A 22959-nucleotide genomic window follows, 5' to 3' on the forward strand; every position below is an offset into this window, starting at 1 on the left:
GGGTCGGGCCTCCATGATGCCGCGCCGGGCCGGCCGCTCCCGACCGGACGCAGGCCGGTGGCGTCAGGCCGGCGGGGTCGGCGTCGGCACCGGGTCCCGGCCGAAGACCCACGGGGCCAGCACCACCAGCCAGCCGTCCGGGTCCGGGAAGAGCAGCCCGCCGCGCTCCGGCCAGTACGGGTTGGCCGCCGGCACCGGCCGGTGCCCGCGGGCGGTGAGCCGGGCCGCCGCCGCGTCCCGCGCGGCGGGGCCGCGCAGGTAGAGCACCAGCTGGTTCTCCGGGTGCGGCGGCGGCACCACGGGTGGGTCCTCGTTCTGGGTGATCTCCAGGTGCACCGGGGCGTCCGGCAGCCCCAACACCACCCCGTTGTGGCCCTGTTTGTCGCGCCATTCGGCCAGCACCGGCAGGCCGAGATCGTCGCGGTAGAAGGTGATGATCTCCTCGAACCTGCCGGTCGGGCGGGCGAACCGCACGGCGCCAACCGCCAGGTGCTCGGGCCAGTCGTTGGTCATGCGCCCCACGGTGACACCCCGCGCCGCCGGCCCACCACGGGCGCTGGTCGCACGCGGGACCGGTCCCGGGACGTAGGGCTGGTGCGCCGGCTCGGCGACTGCCACCATCGGTGCCATGACCGCCGACCGCGCCCCTTACCCCGACTGGGTCACCATCGCGTACTACGAGAACCTGCCGGGCTGCCCCCGGCCGTGGGCCGCCGCGCGCGGTTGACTGCGCGCGCGGGGCATCGACTGGCTGCCCTGGGCGGCCGACGAGCTGCGTGCCGCACTCGTCTGCGGGGTCGGCCCGGACGGCCGCTGGCACGGCTGGCACCGGGTGGAGGTACGCGCGGCGGCGCTGCGGCGGCTGGGCCTGCACCCCCGGCAACCGACCGCCCGGGTCACCGGCCCGGCGCCGCCAGCCTGGTGGCACGCGGCGGCCGAACGCCGGGCCCGCGGCGCGGGCGGCTGACCCCGGAGCGGGTCCAGGCCGGCTGACCCCGGCTCAGGCCGTGGGCGTGGCCGGCGGGCGCAGCCGGTAGTGGCCGAGCAGGGTCACCGCGCCGGAGAGCACGGCCGCCAGGCCCATCGGCACCGCGAGGTGCGCCTTCAGCAGCAGCGCGCCGGCCAGCGCGCCCACGAATATGGCCAGGATCGCCGCCGTCCGGCGGTTGGCGATCGAGCCGAGCCCGCCCTTCGGCAGCGACTCGCTGGCCAGCGTGGTCAGCGTCGAGGTGACCACCACGGTGGTCATCTCGGCCACCCCGATCCGGCGGGCGACGGCGGCCTGGCCGCCCATCGCGGCGGCCGTGCCCGCGGCGATCAGCAGTTGGGCCAGCGGGTCCGGCTCCTCGCCGAGCACCGCGAGGGCCAGCGTGAGCCCGGCCAGCAGCCCGCTCTGCGCCGCCAGCAGCACGATCACCGGCCCGCTCCAGCCGGTCGGCCGGCCGCGCAGCGCCAGCCCGGCGACCAGCGCCCCGCCGGCGAACGCGACCAGCGCCAACGCGGGCCCGAGGACCGGGAGTTCGTCGGCGCCGGCGGCCCCCATGCCGAGGATCACGATGTTCCCGGTCATGTTGCCGGTGAAGACCCGGTCCAGCCCGAGGAAGCCCACCGCGTCCACCACACCGGTGACAAAGGTGAGCACCACGGTCAGCAGCAGCGCCAACCGTTCGGTTCCGGGCATTCTGGTCGGGCTCACAGCGACTCCTCCAGGAAGTTCGTACGGGGCGGCGGCGGGCGCCGGTCCGCGGGCCGGCGCCGGCGGGTCGGGCACACCGGGGGAAGCCGCCGGTCAGGGCTCCAGCAGGCGCAGCGCCGCGCGGGTCAGGGCCCCGTCGGGGGAGCGTAGCTCCTCCAGCACGGTGAAGTGGTCCCGGTCCACCAGCGGCAGCAGCTCGCCCGGCGCGCCGGCCGCCCGGCGCAGCCGCCAGAGCCGGTGCGCGTCGGCGACCAGGGTGGGCAGCTCGGCGGTGCCGAACGCGACGGTCAGCGGCTTGGGTTCGACGGGCCGGCGCAGCGGCGAGAGCCGGCGCGCCGCCTCCTCGGTCAGCCCCAGCGCCGCGTTCAGCCAGGTGTCCCGCAGCGGCGGCAGGTCGTACGGGCCGGAGACGGCCAGCCCGGCGCGCACGCCGGCGTGCGGCAGCGCGAGCGCGGCCAGTTGCGCCCCGGCCGACCAGCCGGCCAGCACCAGCGGGCCCGCGACGCCGTGCCGCGGACCGGCCGCCACCAGCCAGTCCAGCGCCCGCTCCACCTCGGTGGCGATCTCGTCGAGCGAGGCGGCCGGGGCCAGCGTGTAGCCCGGGAGCGCGGCCGACCAGCCGTGCGCCCGGACGCCGGCGACCACGTGTGCGAAGTCCTCCCGGCCGTTCCGCTGCCACCAGCCGCCGTGCAGGAACACCAGGCAGGGCGCGGCCGGTTCGGGCCCCGGGTAGAGGTCGCAGCGGTTGCGTGGCGCGGGGCCGTAGGGCAGGTCGAGCCGGGCGGCGGGCAGGCCGGCCGGGGTGCCGGCGCGGTAGCCGCGGGCGGCGGCGTTCCGCGCGGCGATCAGCACGTCGCTGTCCGGGACGGCCGCGTTGTTGTCGTAGGCGGCGTCCCTGGCCGCCTGGTCCAACTCCGCCCAGCCGGCCCGGGGATCGGCGACCCCGCCGGCCCCGTCCCCGGCCCCGTCGCCCGGTGTTCCGCCGCCCCCGGTCACGCCGGCACGGGGACGGGCTCGGGCAGCAGCGGCGAGTCGGCGTCGAACCGCTGCCCGGCGCGCAGGCAGAAGTCGGGCCGCAGCAACCGCTCGGTCGCCACCTCGGTGCCCTCGTTGTCGCGCAGCAGGAACGTGCCGCGCTCGTCGGCCAGCACCGTCACGTCCGCCACCCGGCCCGGGGCCAGCGAGCCCAGCTCGTCCGAGAGGCCCAGCAGCCGGGCCGCGTTGGTGGTCACCATGGGCACCACCGAGGCGAGCGGCAGCCCGAGCGCCAGCAGCGAGGTCATGGCCTGCACCAGGCTGAACCTGGCCTGGCCGACGAACGGGTGGTTCTCGTCGTCCGGGTGCTCGGTCGGCGTGCCGGGCGGAGCGGGCACGTGGGTGTTGTAACCGTGCATGTCGGCGCCGAGGGTGTCCGGCACCACGCCGGCCGCCAGCGCGGTGCGGGCCAGCCGGTAGGAGAAGTGGCTGCCGTGCCCCACGTCCACCTTCAGGCCCCGGTCCAGCGCGGCCCGGATCACCGGGTGCACCTCGCCCAGCCGGTTGACGAAGCCGCCCGGGTGGCGGGTGAACGGGTGCGCCAGCACGTCGCCCTCGTCCAGCAGCGGGATGACGCGCTCCAGGATGGTGTCCGCGTCCTCGCCGTTGGCGCCGCTCTCCGGGAGGCCCCAGAGCTGCCCGAAGTGCACATAGAGGGGCAGTTCCGCGCGGTGCGCGATCTCGGCGGCCAGCTCGATGACCCGGATGCCCCAGCGGGCGAAGCCGCCGATCTCGGCGTGCGCCTTGATGCCGCGCACCAGGTCCCGGTTGGCGGTCGCGGACGCCACCGTGGCCGCGACGTCCACCCCGTCGGGGCTGTACAGCTGGCTGTAGAGGTGGCCCTCCAGGCCGCCCACCAGGTAGGCGGAGAGGAAGGCCAGGCAGCGTGTGGCCGACGGCTCGGCGACGTGGTGCCGGTAGCCGGGCAGCGTCATGCAGGACGGGCCGCCCTGGTCCACCACGGTGGTCACCCCGGAGCGCACCCCCACCAGGTCGGCGGCCAGGCCGAAGCGGCCGGTCACGTGCTGGTAGATGTGGCCGTGGGTGTCGATCAGCCCGGGCAGCACCAGCCGCCCGCCGACCTCGTGGGTCACCCGGGCGGTGGCCGGGTCGATCCGCTCGGCGACGGCGGCGATCCGGCCGTCGCGGACGGCGAGGTCGCGGAGCCCGTCGGTGCCGGTGGCCGGGTCGATCACCCGGCCGCCCCGGAGCAACAGGTCGTAGGGCGCGGTGGGTTGGGCGGTGCGGTCGGACATGGGACGCTCACGTTTCCGGTTCGGGGTGCTGGGGCCTTAGCTGGGACTGGGGGACTGGGGGACTGGGGGACTGGGGGACTGGGGGACCGGGGGTCAGCCGACGGTGACCTCGTTGCCCTGGTGGACCAGGGCGTCGATGCGCCGCTTGAGCGCGTTGAACTCGGGCGACGTGGTGTCCCGTTCGGCCGGCAGGTCGACGTCGACGATCTCCCGGACGTGGCCGGCGTTGCCGTGCGCCGAGCCGCCGGCCATCACCACCACCCGGTCGGCCAGGTAGACCGCCTCCTCGATGCTGTGCGTCACGAAGACGACGGTGACGCCGGCCTCCCGGTGGATGCGTTGCAGCTCGGCCTGCATCCCGGACCGGGTCAGCGCGTCCAGCGCGCCGAACGGCTCGTCCATCAGCAGCACCGTCGGCTCGTTGGCCAACACCCGGGCGATGGCGACGCGTTGCTGCATGCCGCCGGAGAGCTGGTGCGGGAAGGAACGTTCCATCCTGGTCAGTCCGACGGCGGCCAGCGCCCGGCTGGTGCGCTCCCGGACGGTCGCCTTGGGGAGTCTGGCCTGGCGCGGGCCGTAGGCGATGTTCTCCGCGACGGTCAGCCACGGGAAGAGGCCGTAGTCCTGGAAGACCACCGCCCGGTCCGGGCCGGGGCCGGTGATCGGCGCGCCACCGACCCGGGCGGTGCCCTTGCTGGCCGTCTCGAAGCCGGCCAGGATCCGCAGCAGGGTGGACTTGCCGCAACCGCTGGCGCCCACCACGCAGACGAACTCGCCCCGGGCGATGTCGATGGTCACCTCGTCCATGGCGTAGGCGGCGGCGCCGGGGTAGCGCTTGCCCAGGTCGGCGATCTCGATGCCGGCGGCCTGGGCCGGCGGGCTCTTGGCGGCTTCGGACACGGGGTGCTCCTCTCTGCGGCGCCGCCCGAGGGGGCGGGGCGGCCGGTGCGAAGGACGGGGGGCGTTGGTGAGGGACCGCGCCGGGCGGTCAGTTGATCAACGGGCGCCGGCCGGCGATCAGCCGGACCAGCAGCATCAGCAGCCGGTCGGCCAGGAAACCGGCCAGACCGATCACGATCATCACGGCCACGATCAGATCCGTGCGGGACTGCTCCCTGGCCTGGGTGATCAACGCGCCCAGGCCGGTGCTGATACCGACGGTCTCGCCGACCACCAGAATCACCCAGGCCAGCCCCAGCGCGATCCGCAGCCCGCCGATGATGCTGGGCATGGCGGCCGGCAGCACCACCTTGTACAGCGTCCGCGCCGGCCGGGTGCCGAGCATCGCCGCGGCCTCCACCAGCCGCTCCGGCACCTCCCGCACCCCGGCGATGGTGTTCAGCAGGATCGCGAACACCGAGGCCAGGAAGACCAGGAAGATGGTCGACTGGTCGCCGAAGCCGATGATCAGCAGGGACAGCGGCGCCCAGGCGGTCACCGGGATCGGCCGGATCAGGTTGATCGTCGGCTCCAGCAGGCGGAAGACCACCCGCGAGCGCCCCATCACCACGCCCAGCGGGATGGCCACCGCGGCGGCCAGCGCGAAGCCCTGGAGCACCCGGCGGGTGCTGGCCCACAGGTGCTCCCAGAGGGTGCCGCTGTAGGTGTCGTCGAGGATGCCGCCCACCGCCAGGTCGAGGAACCGGCGGGCCACGTCGTAAGGGGCCGGCAGGTGCTCCATCTGGATGCCGAACGGCAGCAGCCAGGCGCCGGCCACGCCGCGGTCCCAGAGGATCACCAGCAGCACCGGCACGGGGACCCCGTAGAGCACGCCGGTCAGCGCGGACCGCAGCCGGCGGCGCCGCTCGCCGCCGGCGCGCTCCCGGTGCGGCCGCGCCCGGGCGCCGTCGGGAGCGGCCTTCGAGCCGGACGTGGCCTCGGCCACGGCGTCGGGCGTCCGGTCGGACGCGGGGGTGTCGTTGGACGTCGAGGGGGATGTCGAGGTGGACATGGAGGGCTCCTTTCAGCTCCGCGCCGGTCCGGTTACTCGGCGAACTCGCTCGCCTCGACGAACGTCGGGTCGATCAGGGTGTCCAGGTCCGGCTCCCCGGAGATCTGGTCGAAGACCACCATCTGCTCGGCCTGCGCCCCGAGTTCGGTCAGGTACGCCTCGTCCAGCGCGTACCGCGGGGTGATGTTCTGCACCGACCGGGCGGTCACCGCGGCGTCCAGTCCGAAGGTCTCCACCACACCGTCCACCCAGGTGTCCGGGTCCTCGTTCATCAGCCCGATGGCCTGGATGAAGGAGTCCGTCACCGACTGCACCAACTCCGGGTTGTCCTCGATCAGTTCGGCGCGGGTGCCGAAGACGATGTTCACCCCGCCGATCGGCGTCTCGTAGGGCGAGGCGATCTCGTGCGCGCCGGCCTCCAGCGCGATCGAGACCCCGGTCTCGGCGCTGAGGAACGCGTCCACCTGGCCGGACTCGTAGGCCGGCGCCATGTCCGGGTAGGCCAGGTTGACCAGCTCCACGTCCTCGTCCGGGTCGATGCCGTGGGCCTCCAGGGTCAGCTTCAGCAGGATCTCCTGCGAGGAGCCGGCCGGGTAGCCGATCCGGGCGCCGGCCAGCGCCTCCGGGCCGCTGATCTCCGGGGTGCCGACGAAGCCGGAGCCGCCGTTGGCCGCCGAGCCGATGATCCGCACGTCCTCGCCCGCCGCCGAACCGGCCAGCATGGAGGGCGCCCCCAGCACCGCGAAGTCGATCGCCCCGCTGGAGAGCGCGTTCTTGATGTCGGGTGAGTTGTCGAAGGTGGTGACCTCGTAGGAGACCCCCTCCTCGGCGAACCGCTCCATGAAGTACGGCTGGTAGAGGTGGGGTTGGCTGCGCAGCGTGCCGATGGTCACGGTGTCGGACGAGCCGCCGTCCGCGCCGTTCGAGGTGCCGCAGCCGGTCAGGGCGGCGGTCAGGGCCAGGCCGAGCGCGGCGGTCAGGCCGGCCTTGGGCAGGTGGTGGTTCATCTGATGTCCTCCGTGACGGGGGTCGGGCGGCCGGTCAGGGTGGCGGCGGCGCCCAGGGCGAAGCGGATCAGCGCCAGGTCCGAGCCGGCGGGGCCGACCAGACCGAGGCCGTACGGCAACGGGCTCCCGGCGGCGCTGCCTTGAGCGGTGGTGGGGTGTGCGGGGGTGGGCTCGGGGGCCGGAGTCGGGGCCGAGGTCGGGGCCGGCAGGGTCAGCGCCGGCAGGCCGGCCAGCGAGGCCAGGCAGGTCAGCTGGAGCGTGCGGTCCCTGGCGGCGGCCAGCGCCGCCGGGTCGGCGGCCGGCGGGGCCGGCGTCGCCGTGCTCGGCAGCAGCAGCACCCGGCCGGCGAGACCGGCCCGGAGCAGCCCGGCCGCCCGGTCCAACTCGACTCGCGCGGCGGCCTGTTGGTCCTCGGTGACGGTGGCGGCCCAGGCCATCCTGGCGGCCACCTCGGCGCTCAGCGCCCCCGGGTGCTCCGTCACCCAGGCGCCGTGCGCGCGCCAGGCCTCGAAGCCCTGCACGGTACGGAAGGCCGCGTACCAGCCGGCCAGTTCCGCGCCGAGGTCGACACCGAGGTCCAGCGGCCGGGCCGCCAGCGCCCGCGCCGCGGCCTCGACGCCCCGCGCGATCTCCGGATCGGCCAGGGCGTTCAGCGCCGGCACGGTGCACACCTCGGGGTGCTCACCCAGTGCGTCCTGCCCGTCCTCGGGCCCCTCGGGGACCAGCGTCCGGGCCACCGCGTACAGCGTCGCGCCGTCCCTGGTCAGCCAGCCCACCGCGTCGAAGGACGGCGCCAGCGGCAGCAGGCCCCGGGTGTCCACCCGGCCGGTGCTGGTCCGCAGCCCCCACAGGCCCAGGTAGGAGCCCGGCACCCGGATCGATCCCGCGGTGTCCGTGCCCAGGCCCACGCTCACCTCGCCGCGGGCGACCGCGACGCCAGGACCGTTGGTCGAGCCGCCGGGGACCCGGCCGGGGGCCGTCGGGTGTGCCGGGGTGCCCCAGTGCCCGCCGAGCCCGCTGACGCTGTAGGCGAACTCGTCGGTCTGCGCCAGGCCGGTGACCGAGGCCCCGGCCGCCAGCAGCGCCGCCACGGCGGCGGCGTGCTCCGCCGCCGGCCGGCCCTCGGCCAGGAAGGCCGGCACCCCGGCGCCGACCGCCTGGCCGGCCACCGCGAAGAGGTCCTTGACCGCGACCGTCTCGCCGGTCAGCGGGCCGGTCGCCGACGCCGCCACCAGCGGCGCGCCCACCACCCGCCAGACCGCGCCGTCCACCGGCCGGTCCCGCGCCGGCCGCGGTGGGGCCGTGACATGGGCCGCCGCCACCCGCCAGCGGCCGGCCACCCGCTGCCAGAGCTGGGTCTGCAGGCCCGGCGCCCCGGCCGGCGAGGCCACCTCGGCGACCAGCAGCGCCACGTCGTCGGCCGGCAGCCGGACGTGCACCCGGACCAGCCGCCGCTCCGGCGCCGCCGGCCGGCCGGCCCGGAACGCGGCGATCGCGTCGTGCCCGACCAACACCCCGGTGTGGTCCGCCCGCAGGGTCAGCTCGCCCGGCGCGAAGGAGGCGTCCAGGGCCGGCACGTCGTTGCTCAACAGGGCCCGGTCGTAGGCCAGGAAGGCCGCCCACAGGTCGGCCGGCAGCGGTCCTTCGCCCAGCACCTCGGGCGACGTCGGGGCTGACTCGGGATGCCCGGTGTCGGTCATCGCGCCCGCTCCAGGATGCGGCGGGCCACCGGCCCCGGCACGCCGTCCAGCGCGAAGTCGGCGACCCGCAGCTCGCCGTGCACCCCGGCGACCTCGTCCACCGCCTGGGATATCTGGAAGTCGGCCGCCGCGCTCAGGTAGAGGTAACCCTGCCGCTCGTCCAGCCCGGAGACCGCGCTCAGCAGCCCCACCGCGTTCCGCACGCAGCGGCGCAGCGCCTCGTTCAGGTCGGCGTCCAGGCCGGTCGGCACCAGCAGCCCGTGCCCGGCCGCGAACGGCCCCCGCACCCCGCCGAGTTCCTCGGCGACCAGCTCCCGGGGCAGCAGGTCCACGCTCAACTCGGCGCGCAGCGGCGCCTCGAACGCGGTCAGCGCCACCTCGCCGTTGCCCTGGGCGTAGTGCGGGTCACCCACGTAGAGCAGCGCTTCCGGCACCTGCACCGGGAGGAAGAGCGTCGCGCCCGGGGTGAGCAGCCGGATGTCCACGTTCCCGCCGTGCGGCCCCGGCGGCACCGAGTTGACCCGGCCCGGGGTGTCGGTGGCCACGCCCACGATGCCCAGAAACGGGGCCAGCGGGAAGCTCACCCGCGGACCGTCGCCCGGTTCGGCGTCGTGCCGGGTGGGCAGCGAGCCCTGCCAGCGGCCGCCGGGACCGGCGGTCACCGAGCAGAACGTGTGGTAGGCGCCGCCGAGTTCGGGGTCGGCGGCGAGCACCCCGCGCCCGTGCCGGGTGGAGATCACGCCGTAGGGCGCGCGCATCTCCAGCCGCTCGGTGCGCACCGCGAGCAGGTCGCCGGGGCGCGCGCCGGCCACCGCGATCGGGCCGGTCACCACGTGCGGGCCGTCCCCGGCGACCCGCCGGCCCCGGGCGGTGATCTCCACCGCGTCCTGGAGCACCTGGTCCCCGGCCACCCCGTACCGGCCGAAGAAGGCCACCGGGTCGGAGCCCTGGTCGTCGAGGATGCCCTCGTGGCTGACGGTGTCCACCACGATCCGCTCGCCGGGCGCCACCGAGGCCACCGGCCGGTCCCCGGCACAGGGGAGCCGGCCCCAGAGCACGTGCTCCGGGTCGGCGGGCAGGTAGTCGATGCCCGTCGGCAGCCGCTCGCCCCGCTGGAGAACGGGGAAGGCCCCCGTCATCGTCGCTGTCACTGCTGGTCGCGCCCCCTGCGTCAGCGCCGCCGTCCCGCGGCGTTCTGTCCCGGACTCCAAGCGGACTGGTACTGGCCCCGGCTCGGTCGGAACCGGCCTGATGCGGTCTCGTTCGAACCGATCCGGCGCGGTCGCCGTATTGGTCAGACCATCCGATGTCCTGGCCACAGTGGCCGGGGTGGCCGACCCGCGTCCAGGGCTGGCGGCATTCGTCACGGCGCTTTTACCTGGCCGAAACGGCGCCGGCCGTACGGGCTTTACCGCAGGTCAGCAGGAAACACGCCGGACACCGAACGGTCTCGGCCATCCCACCACCCGCGCCCCGTGACGTCTTGCGGGCGCGCGATCCCGGGTGGTAGTCATTGGTCAGACCAGTGGGCCCACTCGCCGGTCCGGTCTCAACAGGGGGAGACGCCGATGAGCTTCGCGTCCATTCCGCCGATGGTGCGCCGCTCGCGCAGCGTCGGCGCCGAGGTGGCCGCCCATCTGGAGCGCCTGATCACCAGCGGGGAGCTGCGCGCCGGCGACCGCCTCCCGGCGGAGCGGGAGTTGGCGGCCAGCCTGAACGTCTCCCGCGCCTCGTTGCGCGAGGCCATGTTCGAGCTGGAGTCCAAGAAGCTGATAGAGCGCCACCAGGGCCGCGGCAGCGTGGTCGCCGAGCAGCCCGAGGGCGTCGCCCAACTCTACGAGAACCTCTCCGAGTTGGATGTGGAGATAGCCAACGCCACGGAGCTGCGTGACCTGGTCGAGCCGCGGATAGCCCAGCTGGCCGCGCTCCGCGCCGCCGACTCCAACCTGATCTCGCTGGAGGAGGTGCTGGCCCGCTCGCACGCGGAGCTGAGCCCCGAGGAGTCGCTGGCGCTGGACGTCGAGTTCCACACTCTGCTGGCACACGCCGCGCAGAACCCCCTGCTGGTGACGCTCTGCACGATGACCACCAGCTGGACGCGGAACACCCGGGAGCTGGGCCACCGCACCCGGCAGGGCCGGGAGGTCTCCTTCCGCGGCCACCAGGCCATCTACGAGGCGGTGTTGGCCCGCCGCCCGGCGCCGGCCGGCGCGGCGATGGAGCGGCACCTGCGGGAGGTCCGGGAGGTCAGCTCCCGCCAGGGCGCCCACCCCGAGCCGGCCTGACCCCGGACCCGGTGTCGGGGCGGTGGGCGGAGGGGCGACCCGCCGCCCGACGCCGGGCCGTCCACTCGGGTCCGCACGCGGGCCCGGCCGATCGGGGCCCGGCCAGACGGCTCGGGGCCGGACTGACTCGGGGCGGACGGTCAGGCCCGGACGGTGCGGGCCGGACGGGCTCAGGCCCGGGACGGACCCGGGCGGTCGGGCGCGGACGGCTCAGGCCGGGACGGGTGTGGGGCTCAGGGCCGCAGGTCGAAGACGCCGTAGCCGAAGCCGGCGGCCGCGATGCCGTCCGGCCCCACCGTCACCCCGTCGCCCAACACCAGCCGCGCGGTGGCCAGATCCGGCCGGGGCAGCGGATGCTCCGCCCGCTCCCGGCGCGGGTTGACCACCACGAGGAAGCGGTCCCCCCGCAGGTAGACCAGCGGATAGCCGGTGTGGAAGACCTCAAGCCCACACCGCGCGCCCAGCTCGGCGTGCGAGCGGCGCAGCGCGATCAGCCGGCGCACCAGGTGCAACAACGAGCCCTCGTCGGCCCGTTGGGCGGCGACGTTGGGCCGCTGCGGATCGGGGTCGATCGGCAGGTAGAGCCGCTCGGCCGGCGCCGTCGAGAAGCCGGCGTTTGCGGAGCCGTCCCACTGCATCGGGGTGCGCGAGCCCGCCCGGTTGTAGCGCGGACCCAGCCGGCTGCCCTCGTGGTCCGGCAGGTCGGGCAGATACCGCATGCCGATCTCGTCGCCGTAGTAGATCGCCGGCAGCGCGGGCCAGGTCAGCTGGAAGGCGAACGCCGCCGGCAGCTGCTCCGCCGTGCGGCTGCCGCAGGCCAGCCGGGAGAAGTCGTGGTTGGCGCTCGGCAGCGTGACGAAGCCCTGGTCGCCGATGGCCCCGCTCACCGACTCCCAGGCACTGACGAAGGTACCGGCCGAGGTCTGGCCCGCCGCGTCGAAGTAGCAGTGCTCCTGCGTCCAGTGCTCGGCCACCGTGCCCTGCCCGTTGTTCCACAGCGAACGCAGCGGCAGCCCGTCCGACGGCCCACCGAACTGGAGGAAGAAGTCCGAGTGGAAGCCGGCCGGCACCGAGACCGAAGGATCGCCCCACTCGGCCAGCAGCGCGGCGTGCGGGTGGGCGTCGTCCAGCCAGCCGCGCAGCTCCGTCCACAGCGTGCTGGTCTCGGTCAGCCCCGGATCGTCCTTGACCAGCGAGTGCGCCATGTCCACCCGGAAGCCGGCCAGCCCGAGCCCCAGCCAGTGGTCCATCACCTCCCGCAGCGCCGCCCGGTTCGCCTTCGGCCCGGCCGCGTCCACCGGCTGCCGCCACGGCTCCGCCGGGTCGGTGCGGGCATAGCCGAAGTTCAGCGCGGGCTGGCTGTCGAAGAAGTTCGGCAGGTAGCCGCCCGGCCGGCTGCCCGGCGAGGTGACGAACCCCTTCGGCAGCTCCTCGTCCACCCGGTCGGTCCAGATGTAACGGTGGTCCTCCGGGTCGTCCACCGCCGCCTGGAACCAGGGATGCTGGTCCGAGGTGTGCCCGGCCACCAGGTCCAGCATCACCCGGATCGACCGCCGCGCCGCGGCCTCCACCAGCTCCGCCAGCTGCTCCTCGGTCCCGTACCTGGGCGCCACCCGCAGGTAGTCCGAGACGTCGTAGCCGGCGTCGTTGAACGGCGAGGCGAAGCACGGGTTGAGCCAGACGGTGTTCACCCCCAGCCAGGCCAGGTGGTCCAGGCGCTCGGTGATCCCGGCGAAGTCACCGATCCCGTCGCCGTCGGAGTCGGCGAAGCTCTGCGGGTAGATCTGGTAGAGGACGGCGTCGGCCAGCCAGGTGGGCGCGGGGCGGAAGGGCGACATGCGGGACGACCTTTCAGGCGGGTGCCCGCCGCTCGCGCGGCGGTCTCGGACGTTCGACACGCTCTCAGACGTTCGACCCAAACCAGACGATCATCGCCGATCACCCCCCGGCCGGCGTAGGGCGTGTCCGGGGCGGACGCCGGCGCCCGCGCCCCGTGGCGGGCTACCGGAGCGTCCCCTCAGCCGTGGTCGTAGACGGTGGTCGGCACGGCCCGGGCCAGCAGCGTCCGCTCGATCAGCGGCTCGATCCGCTCCCACTTCCCGCCCGCCAGCCCACAGCCGATTCGCGGCATGTGCACCGAGGCGCCGAGCGTCCCGGCGTGCTCGGCGACCGTGCCGAGACAACGCTCGACCGCCTCGTACCGGATCGGCACCCCCTTGCTGCCGGTCTTGATCCCCCGCTGCCCGACCATGTTCGCCACCCAGACATCCGGCCGCACCCGCACCAGCCCCACCGCCCCCAACCCGAAGTCGTTCCCCGCCCGCTCCCGGTGCCAACGCCGGTACTCCCGCTCCGGCTCCGGCCAGCGCCGCGACAGCGCCAGCACGAAACCCTTGCCCCAACCGCCGATGTCGTTGCAGACATGCGCGATGATCTTCGGCCCCTTGGCCTGCGGATCGGTCGCGTCCCCCGGAATGATGCGCAGCGTCGTCGTCATCCCCCCAGCCTCGACCACGGGCCTGGCCGTTGGCCAGGCGATTCCCACCGGGGCGGGGTCACCGCCCCGCGGCGACCAGTAGCTCCCTTACGCGGCGGATCGGCTCGGTAGCGGGCAGGTCCGGCCGGAAGTTGTTGATCATGAACAGCACCTCCCGCACCTCGTACCAGGGCGGCGCCACTGTGCTTGGCCGTACTTTCTCCGGCGTGTGGAAAGCCAGCAGATAAGCCTCAGCGAATCATGGGGATGATTGGTCTCTTTTGAGGTGCACTTCGTCATGCTGAGTGCCGGGTGGGGCCGGGGAGTACACGGAGATGAGTCGGAAGGCGCGGCGCAGGTCGGCGAGGGCCTGCTCGTAATGGCCCAGGAGTTGACGGATTTCGCTCCGCTCGCTGAGGGCCAGAACATGTCCGGGGTCAAGTCGAATGGCGTGGTCCAGGTCGGCGAGGGCCTGGTCGGTGTGCCCCAGGGCGCGGTGGATCTGTCCTCGGCTGGCCAGCGCCCAGGGGTATTCGGGATCCAGTCGGATGACGTGGTCTAGGTCGGTGAGGGCCTGCTGGTAGTTGCCAAGGAGACGATGAGTGGTGGCACGCTGGGCGAAGGCCCAGGTGTACTCAAAATTGAGCTTGATGGCGCTGTCCAGGTCGGCGAGGGCTTGCTGGTGGTCGCCTAGGAGATGGTGGATCTCACCGCGTCGAGCGAAGGCCCAGGCATCCGCCGGGTTGAGCTGGACAGCGTGGCTGAGGTCGACGAGGGCTTGGTCGAGTTGACCGAGGGCTCGATGGGTGAGACCGCGCTGAGCGAAGGCCCAGGAGTACTTGGGGTTGAGCTGGACGGCCTGGCTGAGATCGGCGAGGGCTGGTTCGTGCTGACCCAGGAGCCGGTGGGTGACGCCCCGGAGTCCCCAATGTTCCGCATCCGCCGGATCGATCTGGACGGCTCGATTCGCGTCCGCATGGGCGCCCGGCAGTTGGTCCAACTGCAACAGTGCCTTGGCCCGTCCAACATAGGGAGAGGCGAAGTCGGGTCTCAGGTCGATGGCCTGGGAGAAGTCGGCTACGGCCGCGTCGAGCTGGTCGTCCGTGTGGTGAGTGCGGCCCCGAAGAGAGTGCGCTAACGCGCGGTCAGCGTCGGTCAGGCCAGGGGCGGCCAGCAGGTGGTTTAGAGTTGCGACCAACCGACCATTCGCGGATTCACTGCCCTCTTCCGGCAATGGCGAGGTGAGTCGTTTGGACCACTCCATCAGGACCCTGCTGTCGGTGTCCCGTCCTGCTTGACGAAATGCGCGTGCGTGGTGGCGAAACAGCGAGATATCCACGACGCCGGCGTTGAGCATCTCGCGTAGCGCGTGGGGCAGTGCCGCTTGTGGTTCGGCGCACAGCCGGTGGTGGGTTTCAGAGCAGCGTGCTTCCCGCCAAGCAGTGTCCTGCCAGCGGTCATCGGCTGGCAGTATCTCCTCAAGTGTTTGCCGCCGCTCGGCGAAGTGCGCAGCCAGCGCGGTGTGTTGGGCGCGCCAGCGGGTGGGGGAGCGGTGTCGTTGGAAGCGGAGCATGATGGCCCGGACCACCTCGTGGTACTGAAGTTCACCGCCATGTTCTTGAACGAAGCTGAGCCGCCGCAACCACGAAAACCGGTCCGCCACCGGCTCCGGCGCCAGCACGCGGAACACGTCCTCGTCCAGCCGCAGCGGCAGCGCGCAGGCCAGCGCGGCGGCGCGCAGGTCGTCGTCTGTCTCCCACCTCAGGAACCGCTCTACGGCGGACTCCGAGGGGTCGGGTATCTCTGGCAGGGGCGCTGGGCTGGCCTGAGCGAGCTGCTCCACCAAGGCCGGCAGGCCATGGCTGAGCCGGAGGATCTCCTCGATCACCGTTTCGTCGGTGACGCCTTGGCCGGCCAGCAGGGCCCGGCTCTCCGCCTCGCTGAAGACGTCCAGCGGGACGTCCGTGACCCAACGCCCGTGGTCGCCCCAGACCAGCTGGTCCAGCTCGCCTTGGCCGGCGATGACCACGATCACGTTCTGGTCCAGGGCGCCGTACCGCTCCGTGCAGATCATGTCCCGCAGCCACTCGTCCAGCACCGGGGCTAGCTGCTCGTAGGTGTCGCAGACCAGCACCACCAGCCGCTCGCGGGCCACCCCGGCCAGTTCTCGCAGGAAGAGCGGGGTGAGCACCTGCACCGGGCTGAGCACCAGCCGCACGTCGTCGGCGTTCCGCAGCCGGGCGGAGAGCCAGGAACGGGCGCTCTCCAGGCCCTGGGCCACCGGCTGCGGGTCCAACCCGCCGGCGAGCAGGCCAAGCCCGGGCACCGAGCCCAGCCCGGCCAGCGCCAGCTGGGCGGTCGCCGCGCTGCCGGCCGACGGGCCGATGCCGTCGACCGGTCCGTCGACGCTGGTGACCGCCTCGTGGTGGCGCTGCCGGTAGCTGGCCAGCCGCTTGTCGAATGCCTTCAACACGTGCCCCTGGGAGGCCAGTTCGGTGCTGATCGCCGCCATTGCCTCCAGCGGGTTGAGGGGGCCGGCGTCCAACGGCACGGTGACGGCGCCGCGTTCCCCCGCCAGCTGCCGCCAGCGGCGGACCAATGTCGATTTGCCAATTCCGGTGAGGCCCCGGACGTGGTACAAGAACGGGAAGCCCTCGCCTGCCGGGTCGAGGTTCAGATTCTCCCGAAATCGAGATACCTCCGCCACCCGCCCGACGAAGTCCTGCCGCCGCTGCTGGAGCATCAACTCCTGCCGGGACGGGCGTCGTTCCGCCATGGCCAACCCCCGACTATGGAATCCCAACCCAACCGTACCTGGGTCACCTGGGGGTCGGGAGTGGCGTTAGCTTAGCCGTGGCGGTCGGACTTCACGGTGTCGACAAAGGTGTTCCACTGTGTGGTGGGGAAGAGGAGCGCTGGGCCGTGGGTGTTCTTTGAGTCCCGCACGGGGACTCCGGCCGGGTGTCCGTCGAGTACCTCGACGCAGCTTCCGGCCTCACTACCGCTGTATGAGGACTTTCGCCAGCCGTCCACGATCGTGTGTGCAGTCATGGTGTTCCGGCTCCTCAGCTGTTGCCCGACTGTCGTCAGCCGTGGCGGTCGGACTTCACGGTGTCGATGAAGGTGTTCCACTGCTCGGCGGAGAAGACGAGTGCTGGGCCGTGGCTGTTTTTGGAGTCCCGCACGGGGACTCCGGCCGGGTGTCCGTCCAGCACCTCGACGCAGCTTCCCCCCTCGTTGCCGCTGTACGAGGACTTCCGCCACCCGCTCAGCGTGGACGCGTCTGCGATCGTGTGCTCAGTCATGGTGTCCGAATTCCTTCGCTGTTGACCTCAACAGGTCAAGTGACTCTCGTAGGGGCAGAGCATCACTCAGTGCCAGATTGTAGGACCCCTGTAGCTCTTCGACCACATCCGGACTGTCGTGGACCTTTCCGGTCCGCAAGCCTTCGGTGTAGGCGACGGGGGGCTGGTCCTCGAACCACATCAGGGTCAGCATGCTCTGCATCAGCGGATGCGGGCCCAGCGCGAAGGGCATCACATGGGCCCGCACGCGGTTGCGCTCAACCAGGTCCGCGATATAGGTGAGTTGCTCGGCCATCACCTCCGGGCCGCCGACTGGGCGGCGAAGCACCGCCTCGTCCAGCACGGCCCAGACCACCGGCTTGACCGGGTCAGCGAGGAGCTTGCCGCGTTCGAGTCGGCTGACGATCGTCCGTTCACAGTCCTGAGCGCTACGTGGTGGGTAGCCGATCGGAATGATCGCTCGCGCGTACCTCTCGGTCTGGAGGATGCCCGGGATGAAGGAGATGGCGAACTCCTGGATCACTGTGGCCTGTTGTTCCAGCTGTCGCGCGGATTCGAAGTAGTCGGCGACCGCCGCCGTGTTCTCCGGCAGGAAGTTGGTCAGGACGTCCCCCGTGTTGAGGGCGCGGTCCAGGCGGCGGGCGTCGTCCTTGGAGGGGACTCGGCGGCCGGCCTCGATGTGGGAGATGTGGGAGCGGGTCATCAACGCCCGCTCGGCCAGGTCCTGTTGGGTGAGCCCAGCGGCCTCCCGCTGCTGCTTCAACCAGTTGCCGTACACGCTGGCCATCGGCGGCCTCCCCTTCGTGCCACTCCCCGTGGAGGCACGCTACTCGCACCCGCAGTGACCGGCCAACTCCGCGTTGTGCGCCGGCGCGAGCGCGCGCCCAGCGCGCGCCCCTCACCGCGAGGGCCGAGGCACCGGCGGAGCCGGAACGTGGCGGGACCCGGGAGTCGTATCCAGCTCCCGGGCCCCTGGGGTTGCCACCCAATTGCGCACGCCGGCGGCGTTGAAGAGGACGGATCATTCGTCAGGCCGTCGCGTTCTGCCTTTGAACTACCGCACCACGGAGAGGTGCAGGCGGGAATTGAACCCGCATTCGACGGCGGTCGTCCGTCCCCGGTCGATCCGGCGATCGGTGGCGATGCTGAAGCTTGAGCGAGAGTCTGAGCTTGAACGCGGCTGCCTCTGCCATTGGGCTACCCCGGCCTGGGTGCCGGGGGAAGGACTCGAACCCTCACTGTCACCGCGCGCGTCAGGCTGAACGTTCAGTTTCAGCTTGCGCCCGCGCGGACCGGCCTCAATCGGTCCGCGCTCTTTCGCGCACCCCCGCGCTCGCACGCGGGGGCATCTGTGGGGCCGCGCCCCGGAGGGCACGGCCGGACGGCCAAACGGCCAAGGCGTCAGCCGAGGAGGTAGCCGAACACCGCCTCACCGACGCGCCGGTCCTCGACCTCCGCCGAGTTGGCCTCCTCCCGGGCGTACTTGACCGCGGTCTGGAGCTTCTCCACCCGCTCCAGCAGCTCGTTGACCTGGCGGGCCGAGAGGCTGCCGGAGAACTTCACCGTGGTCCAGTAGCCGATCGCCACGTCCTCGTAGTACACCTCGACCTGCGCCGGGTGCTTCTCCGTGGCCTCGGCCTTGACGTGGTTGCGCGGGACCTTCTTGGTGCGGATGGTGCGCACCGGGTCCGTCTTCCACCAGTCGGTGGACGGGTCGAGTGTCCAGGTCTCGGCGCCGTCCAGGACGGGCAGCTTCTTGACGAAGGTGTGCAGGTCGGTGAGCTGCTTCTCCAGGAAGAGCAGGTAGCTGACCGGCACGTCCGGCACGATGGTGCGGCCGTCGACGACGACGTCGGCGCGGGCCGCGCAGTTCGCCCAGTCCTTGGTGGCGGTCACGTCGAAGAGCCGGGTCAGCGACGCGGCCATCTCCCGCAGCACGGTCTCGGCCTTGACCTGCACCCGGGTTGACTCGGGCGGCAGCTGCTCGCCCTCCTCGTCCTTCGGCTGGTAGGTGCGCGAGATGCCGGCCAGCAGCGCGGGCTTCTGCACCTGGTGGTGCGCCGCGGTGATGTCCTGGTACGACTTGCTCTTGACGCCCTTTTCGACGGCGATGATCTGGTTGAGCTTCGCCACTGTTCCCCCCTTCGAGTGATCTTCATACTAGCCAGGGGCGGCCCGCCCCACCCCCGGTTTTCCGCGCCCCGGCCGCCCCTTGGCCGCGCCCGTCGTCAGCCCTTGACCGCGCCCGAGGTGAGGCCGGAGACCACGGCCCGGCGGAAGATCAGCACCAGCAGCGCGATGGGCAGCACCGAGACCGTCGCGGCGGCGAAGATCGTGCCGTAGGGCACGGTGAAGGTGCTGCCGAAGAGCGCCACGCCCACCGGCATGGTCCGGTAGCTGTCGGCCGTGTTGAGGGTGAGGCCGATCAGGAACTCGGTCCAGCAGGCGGTGAACGTGAAGATCGCCGCGGTGAACATCCCGGGCAGCGCCTGCGGCAGGATCACCCCGACCACGGTCCGCACCGGGGAGGCCCCGTCCACCCAGGCGACCTCCTCCATCTCCTTCGGGATCTGGAGGAAGAAGTTCCGCAGGATCCAGATGGCGAACGGGATGTTGAGCGCCGTGTAGACCAGGATCAGCCCCTGGTAGCTGTTGAGCCAGCCGATCTCCCGCATCAGCAGGAAGAGCGGCGCGGCCAGCGCGATCGTCGGGAAGAGCGAGATCATCAGCAGCGCGATCATGATCGGCGACTTGCCGCGCAGCGGCAGCCGGGCCAGCGCGTAGCCGGCGAACGCGCTCAGGCACAGCACCAGGCCGGTGGCCAGCAGCGAGACCAGCGCCGAGTTGAGCAGGTACCGGCCGAAGTGGTTGGTGACGAAGGCGTCGCGGTAGTTGTCGAAGGTGAACCGCTCCGGCCAGGCGGTCGGCGGGTTGGCGCCGACCTCCTCCATCGGCTTGAGGGAGCTGACCGCCATCCAGTAGAGCGGGGCGGCGACGAAGAGCGCCACCAGCAGCGCCGCCAGGTGCACCCAGCGGAACTGGAACCGGAACCGGGGTCGCGTCACGCTTGCGCCTCCTCGTCGCCCACCCGCGCCCGGAAGGCGCGGAGGAAGATCAGACACCCCACCAGGACCAGTGCGGCGGTGCTGGCGGCCACGGCGGCGCCGGGGCCGAAGTCCAGGTTGGTGAACATCACGTGCCAGCCGAGCAGCGCCAGCGACTCGGTGGCGTCCCCCGGGCCGCCGCCGGTGAGCACGAAGGGCAGGTCGAAGATGCCGAAGGCCTGGAGGATGCGGAAGAGCACGGCGATCACCAGCGCCGGCCGCAGCAGCGGCAGCCGCACCCGCCAGAACGCGGTCCACGCGCTGGCGCCGTCCACCCGGGCGGCCTCCACCACGTCGCTGGGCAGCATCATCAGCCCGGCGAGCACGATGATCGCCACGAACGGGGTGGTCTTCCAGACGTCGGCCGCCGCCATCGACAGCACCGCGGGGGTGGGGGTGCCGAGGAACTGGAACGGGGTGCCGGTCAGCCCCTCGGTGAGCGCGGTCAGCACCCCGTAGACGCCGTTGTACATGTAGGCCCACAGCTGTGCCGAGACCACCGTGATCATGGCCCAGGGGAGCAGCAGCAGTGCCATCATCCAGCCCCGGCCGCCGGAGAGCTGCTCCAGGACCAGCGCGATCAGGGTGCCGAGCACCAGCTCGGCGACGACCGTGCCGATGGTGTAGAGCACCGTGAAGACCAGCGCGTGGCGCCAGCGTTCGGACTTCAGCAGCATCTCGTAGTGCTCGGTGGTGGTGCCGGAGAGCTGGAAGCCGTCTGCCGAGACGGTCACGTGGCTCAGGCTCATCGCCACCGAGAACGCGATGGGGAAGAGGGTGATGGCCAGGACCACCACCAGCGCCGGCGTGGCGAAGCCCCACCCCAGGCGGGCGAACCGCCGTTCCAGGATGGAGTGTCCCTTGTTGGGTCGGATCGCCGCCCGCGCTGTGCCACCGCTCATAGCGCCCGGTCCTCCAGTGCGCGTTGGATGTCCTCCGCCGCGTCGCGCAGCGCGTTCGCGGTGGGAGCCGAACCGGCCAGGGAGCCGTTGATGTTGGTGTAGATGCCGTGGCTGATCTGCGGGTAGCGCGGGGTCTGCGCGGGGCGGGCCACGAGGTCGAGGTCGGCGGCCACCTCCAGCACCGGGTTCTCGCGCTGCAGCTCGGGGTCGTTGAGGACCTCCTCGCTGGCCGGTAGTACCGAGTTCTCCGCCATCATCCGCTGGGCCTCCGGGCCGGTCATCCAGTCCATGAAGACCAGCACCGCGCCGATCTGCTTGCTGTGCGGGTTGACCATCAGGTTCCAGCCGCCGGCCGCCGACGGGCCCCGCTCCTCGCCGCCCTCGAAGCCGGGCAGTGGCAGCACGCCGACCTGGTCCGCGATCCGTGAGGCCAGCGGGTCGTTGGCCATGTCCCAGCCGTGCGACCAGTTGCGGTGGAAGGCGGCGTCGCCCTCCACGAAGGTCTGGAGCGACTGCTGCTCCTGGAAGCTGGTGGAGGCCGAGGGCACCACGCCCTCGTCGAGCAGCCGGCGCATGAAGTCCAGTGCCGCGCGGTTCTCCTCGGAGTCGATGGCCGGCTCCGCGTCGTCGGCGGTGACGCTCCGGCCGCCGGCGGCGGCCGACAGTTCGGTCCAGTTGACGGTGAGCCCCTCGTAGTTGGCCCACTGCCCGACGTAGCCGTAGGTGACGTCGCCCGCGTCCTGGAGCCGCTTGGCGGTGTCGGCCAGCTCCTGCCAGGTGCGGGGCACCGGCAGGTCGTGCTTGGCCAGCAGGTCCTTGCGGTAGTAGAGGAAGCCGGCGTCCACGTAGAGCGGGGCGGCGAGGTGGTTGTCCCGGTACTCGGTGAGCCGGGCGCGTTCCTTCGGGTAGCGGTCCCAGAAGTCGTCGGGCAGGTGCTCGTCCAGCGGCATCGCCAGCTGGGCGTCGCCGAACTGGGCGGGCCAGACCAGGTCGCCGTTGTAGACGTCGATGCTGTCCGAGCCGCCGGTGATCTCGGTGGTGAGGGTGGCCCGCATGGTGTCGGTGTTGTTGGGGGCCGGTTGGAAGTCGACGCTGATCTCCGGGTGGGCCCGCTCGAAGGCCGCGATCAGTTGTTCGGGGAACCCCTCGGGCCCGAAGTTGATGGCGTACCAGGTGATGTCCCCCCTGGCGGGCCCCACCCGGTCGGGGTCGACCGATGCCGCGTCGGCACCGGCCGATCCACAGGCGGTGGTGGCCAGCAGAACGGACACGGCCCAGAACGCCCTTGCGCTGCTACCGAACGAGGTACTCAGGACGTGCTCCTTGGGAAGACCCGCGTGCCAAGGGCCTCAGCGTCCCGTTTCCCCCACCCCACACCAAGCCAAAAACGCGCTTATCGGAAATATTCACCGGAAAGGTCCCGGCGGGTGACCCCCACCGGGACCTCTCGATCGACCGGGTGTCAGCGGGTGGCGGCGCCCAGATCCCGGAAGACCGCCGTGTTCAGCGCGAAGGCCCGGCGGCACTCGGCCACGATCCGCTCCCGCTCGGCGGCGTCGGCCGGGATCGCGTCCAGCAGCGCCCGGTACTCGCGCTTGAACGCGGCCGGGTTGCCGATCCGGTCGAAGACATAGAACCGGACGCCGTCCCCCTTGTGGGCGAAGCCCCAGGTCTTCTCGGCGATGCCGCGGATCACCTGGCCGCCGGAGAGGTCGCCGAGGTAGCGGGTGTAGTGGTGGGCGACATAGCCGCCCGGCCAGTCCCTGGCCACGGCCAGCACGCGGGCCGCGTACTCCTCGGTCGCGGGCAGCGGGCGCAGCCCGGTCCGCCAGTCGGAGCCCTCGTGGAGGTGGTCCAGGTCCTGTTCGAGCGCGGCGCGGCGGAGCAGCTCGGGCCGCAGGAACGGGCCGGCCACCGGGTCGCCGGCCAGTGACTGTGTGACGCCCTCCAACGCGCGGTAGACGAACCACAGTTGCTCTGTGTAGCTGCGGTAGGCGGTCACCCCGAGGCGGCCACCCAGCAGGTCGGCCATGAAGGAGGAGTTCTCCGCCTCGGTGTGCTGGGCCTGCGAGGCGTCGCGGATCAGGGTGGAGAACGGGGCGGTGGCGTCGAGCACGGTCACGTGTGACCTCCAGGGCCAGGGGCAGCGGGGCGCGGCAGGGCGTCGCGCCTGGCCATACTGTCTACTTAGGCTTACCTAAGTCAAGCGTTTGCCGACGCCCTGTCGGTAAAAGTGCCGGGC

General features: G+C 72.4%; 22 protein-coding genes. 1 reads left to right on the plus strand and 21 read right to left on the minus strand.

The window, feature by feature from the left end; translation table 11 throughout:
- Positions 1-63: 63 nt before the first annotated feature.
- The 9 genes from RM844_RS00810 to RM844_RS00850 form a co-directional block, all read right to left on the minus strand.
- Positions 64-513, minus strand: a complete 450-nt coding sequence (locus tag RM844_RS00810) for a VOC family protein (RefSeq protein WP_311663466.1) — start codon at positions 511-513, stop codon at positions 64-66.
- 487 nt (positions 514-1000) lie between these two features.
- Entirely contained in the window at positions 1001-1696 is a 696-nt protein-coding gene (locus tag RM844_RS00815; RefSeq protein ID WP_311663468.1) for a YoaK family protein, read from the minus strand.
- A gap of 93 nt (positions 1697-1789) precedes the next feature.
- Complete coding sequence (locus RM844_RS00820) at positions 1790-2692, minus strand: alpha/beta hydrolase (protein WP_311663470.1); 903 nt, start codon at positions 2690-2692, stop codon at positions 1790-1792.
- Entirely contained in the window at positions 2689-3987 is a 1299-nt protein-coding gene (locus tag RM844_RS00825; RefSeq protein ID WP_311663471.1) for an amidohydrolase/deacetylase family metallohydrolase, read from the minus strand. Before RM844_RS00825 ends, RM844_RS00820 begins: the two co-directional genes overlap by 4 nt.
- Before the next feature lie 93 nt (positions 3988-4080).
- Positions 4081-4887, minus strand: coding sequence for an ABC transporter ATP-binding protein (locus tag RM844_RS00830; protein ID WP_311663473.1), 807 nt, complete (start codon positions 4885-4887; stop codon positions 4081-4083).
- An 88-nt stretch (positions 4888-4975) separates the two neighbouring features.
- Positions 4976-5938 (minus strand): ABC transporter permease, encoded by a 963-nt coding sequence (locus RM844_RS00835; protein ID WP_311663475.1) that lies wholly within the window; start codon positions 5936-5938, stop codon positions 4976-4978.
- 32 nt (positions 5939-5970) lie between these two features.
- Positions 5971-6945: an ABC transporter substrate-binding protein gene (locus RM844_RS00840; protein ID WP_311663477.1), complete on the minus strand. Its 975-nt coding sequence runs from the start codon at positions 6943-6945 to the stop codon at positions 5971-5973.
- Positions 6942-8645, minus strand: a complete 1704-nt coding sequence (locus tag RM844_RS00845; RefSeq protein WP_311663479.1) for an AtzH-like domain-containing protein — start codon at positions 8643-8645, stop codon at positions 6942-6944. The genes RM844_RS00840 and RM844_RS00845 overlap by 4 nt, the downstream gene beginning before the upstream one ends.
- Positions 8642-9784, minus strand: a complete 1143-nt coding sequence (locus RM844_RS00850) for an acetamidase/formamidase family protein (protein ID WP_311663481.1) — start codon at positions 9782-9784, stop codon at positions 8642-8644. Before RM844_RS00850 ends, RM844_RS00845 begins: the two co-directional genes overlap by 4 nt.
- A 429-nt stretch (positions 9785-10213) precedes the next feature.
- On the opposite strand from RM844_RS00850, the gene RM844_RS00855 reads away from it, so the two are divergent.
- The gene (locus tag RM844_RS00855; RefSeq protein WP_311663483.1) at positions 10214-10930 is read left to right on the plus strand and encodes a FadR/GntR family transcriptional regulator; all 717 of its coding nucleotides are present in this window, start codon (positions 10214-10216) and stop codon (positions 10928-10930) included.
- Positions 10931-11163: 233 nt separating this feature from the next.
- Here RM844_RS00855 and RM844_RS00860 read toward each other — a convergent pair whose 3' ends face one another.
- From RM844_RS00860 to RM844_RS00915, 12 genes are all read right to left on the minus strand, one after another.
- Positions 11164-12768 carry an alpha-amylase family glycosyl hydrolase gene (locus tag RM844_RS00860; protein WP_311663485.1) on the minus strand — a complete coding sequence of 535 codons (1605 nt, stop codon included), beginning with the start codon at positions 12766-12768 and terminating at the stop codon, positions 11164-11166.
- 179 nt (positions 12769-12947) lie between these two features.
- Positions 12948-13427, minus strand: a complete 480-nt coding sequence (locus RM844_RS00865) for a macro domain-containing protein (protein ID WP_311663487.1) — start codon at positions 13425-13427, stop codon at positions 12948-12950.
- Between the two features lie 58 nt (positions 13428-13485).
- Positions 13486-13608, minus strand: coding sequence for a hypothetical protein (locus RM844_RS00870; RefSeq protein WP_311663489.1), 123 nt, complete (start codon positions 13606-13608; stop codon positions 13486-13488).
- 57 nt (positions 13609-13665) lie between these two features.
- Complete coding sequence (locus RM844_RS00875) at positions 13666-16182, minus strand: tetratricopeptide repeat protein (RefSeq protein WP_311663490.1); 2517 nt, start codon at positions 16180-16182, stop codon at positions 13666-13668.
- A gap of 71 nt (positions 16183-16253) precedes the next feature.
- Entirely contained in the window at positions 16254-16457 is a 204-nt protein-coding gene (locus RM844_RS00880; protein WP_311663492.1) for a DUF397 domain-containing protein, read from the minus strand.
- A gap of 35 nt (positions 16458-16492) precedes the next feature.
- Positions 16493-16711 (minus strand): DUF397 domain-containing protein, encoded by a 219-nt coding sequence (locus RM844_RS00885; protein WP_311663494.1) that lies wholly within the window; start codon positions 16709-16711, stop codon positions 16493-16495.
- Entirely contained in the window at positions 16704-17498 is a 795-nt protein-coding gene (locus RM844_RS00890) for a helix-turn-helix domain-containing protein (RefSeq protein WP_311663495.1), read from the minus strand. Before RM844_RS00890 ends, RM844_RS00885 begins: the two co-directional genes overlap by 8 nt.
- Before the next feature lie 614 nt (positions 17499-18112).
- Entirely contained in the window at positions 18113-18844 is a 732-nt protein-coding gene (locus RM844_RS00895; protein ID WP_311663497.1) for a DUF7873 family protein, read from the minus strand.
- 95 nt (positions 18845-18939) lie between these two features.
- Entirely contained in the window at positions 18940-19776 is an 837-nt protein-coding gene (locus RM844_RS00900; RefSeq protein WP_311663499.1) for a carbohydrate ABC transporter permease, read from the minus strand.
- Positions 19773-20717 carry a carbohydrate ABC transporter permease gene (locus RM844_RS00905; RefSeq protein ID WP_311663500.1) on the minus strand — a complete coding sequence of 315 codons (945 nt, stop codon included), beginning with the start codon at positions 20715-20717 and terminating at the stop codon, positions 19773-19775. Before RM844_RS00905 ends, RM844_RS00900 begins: the two co-directional genes overlap by 4 nt.
- A complete protein-coding gene (locus RM844_RS00910) occupies positions 20714-21988 on the minus strand; it encodes an ABC transporter substrate-binding protein (protein ID WP_311663502.1) in 1275 nt (424 codons plus the stop codon). Before RM844_RS00910 ends, RM844_RS00905 begins: the two co-directional genes overlap by 4 nt.
- 191 nt (positions 21989-22179) lie before the next feature.
- Entirely contained in the window at positions 22180-22839 is a 660-nt protein-coding gene (locus RM844_RS00915) for a biliverdin-producing heme oxygenase (protein ID WP_311663505.1), read from the minus strand.
- Positions 22840-22959: the final 120 nt, after the last annotated feature.

Origin of the sequence: Streptomyces chisholmiae (assembly GCF_031845445.1) — a bacterium.
In the GTDB taxonomy this organism is placed as follows: Bacteria; Actinomycetota; Actinomycetes; order Streptomycetales; family Streptomycetaceae; genus Streptomyces; species Streptomyces chisholmiae.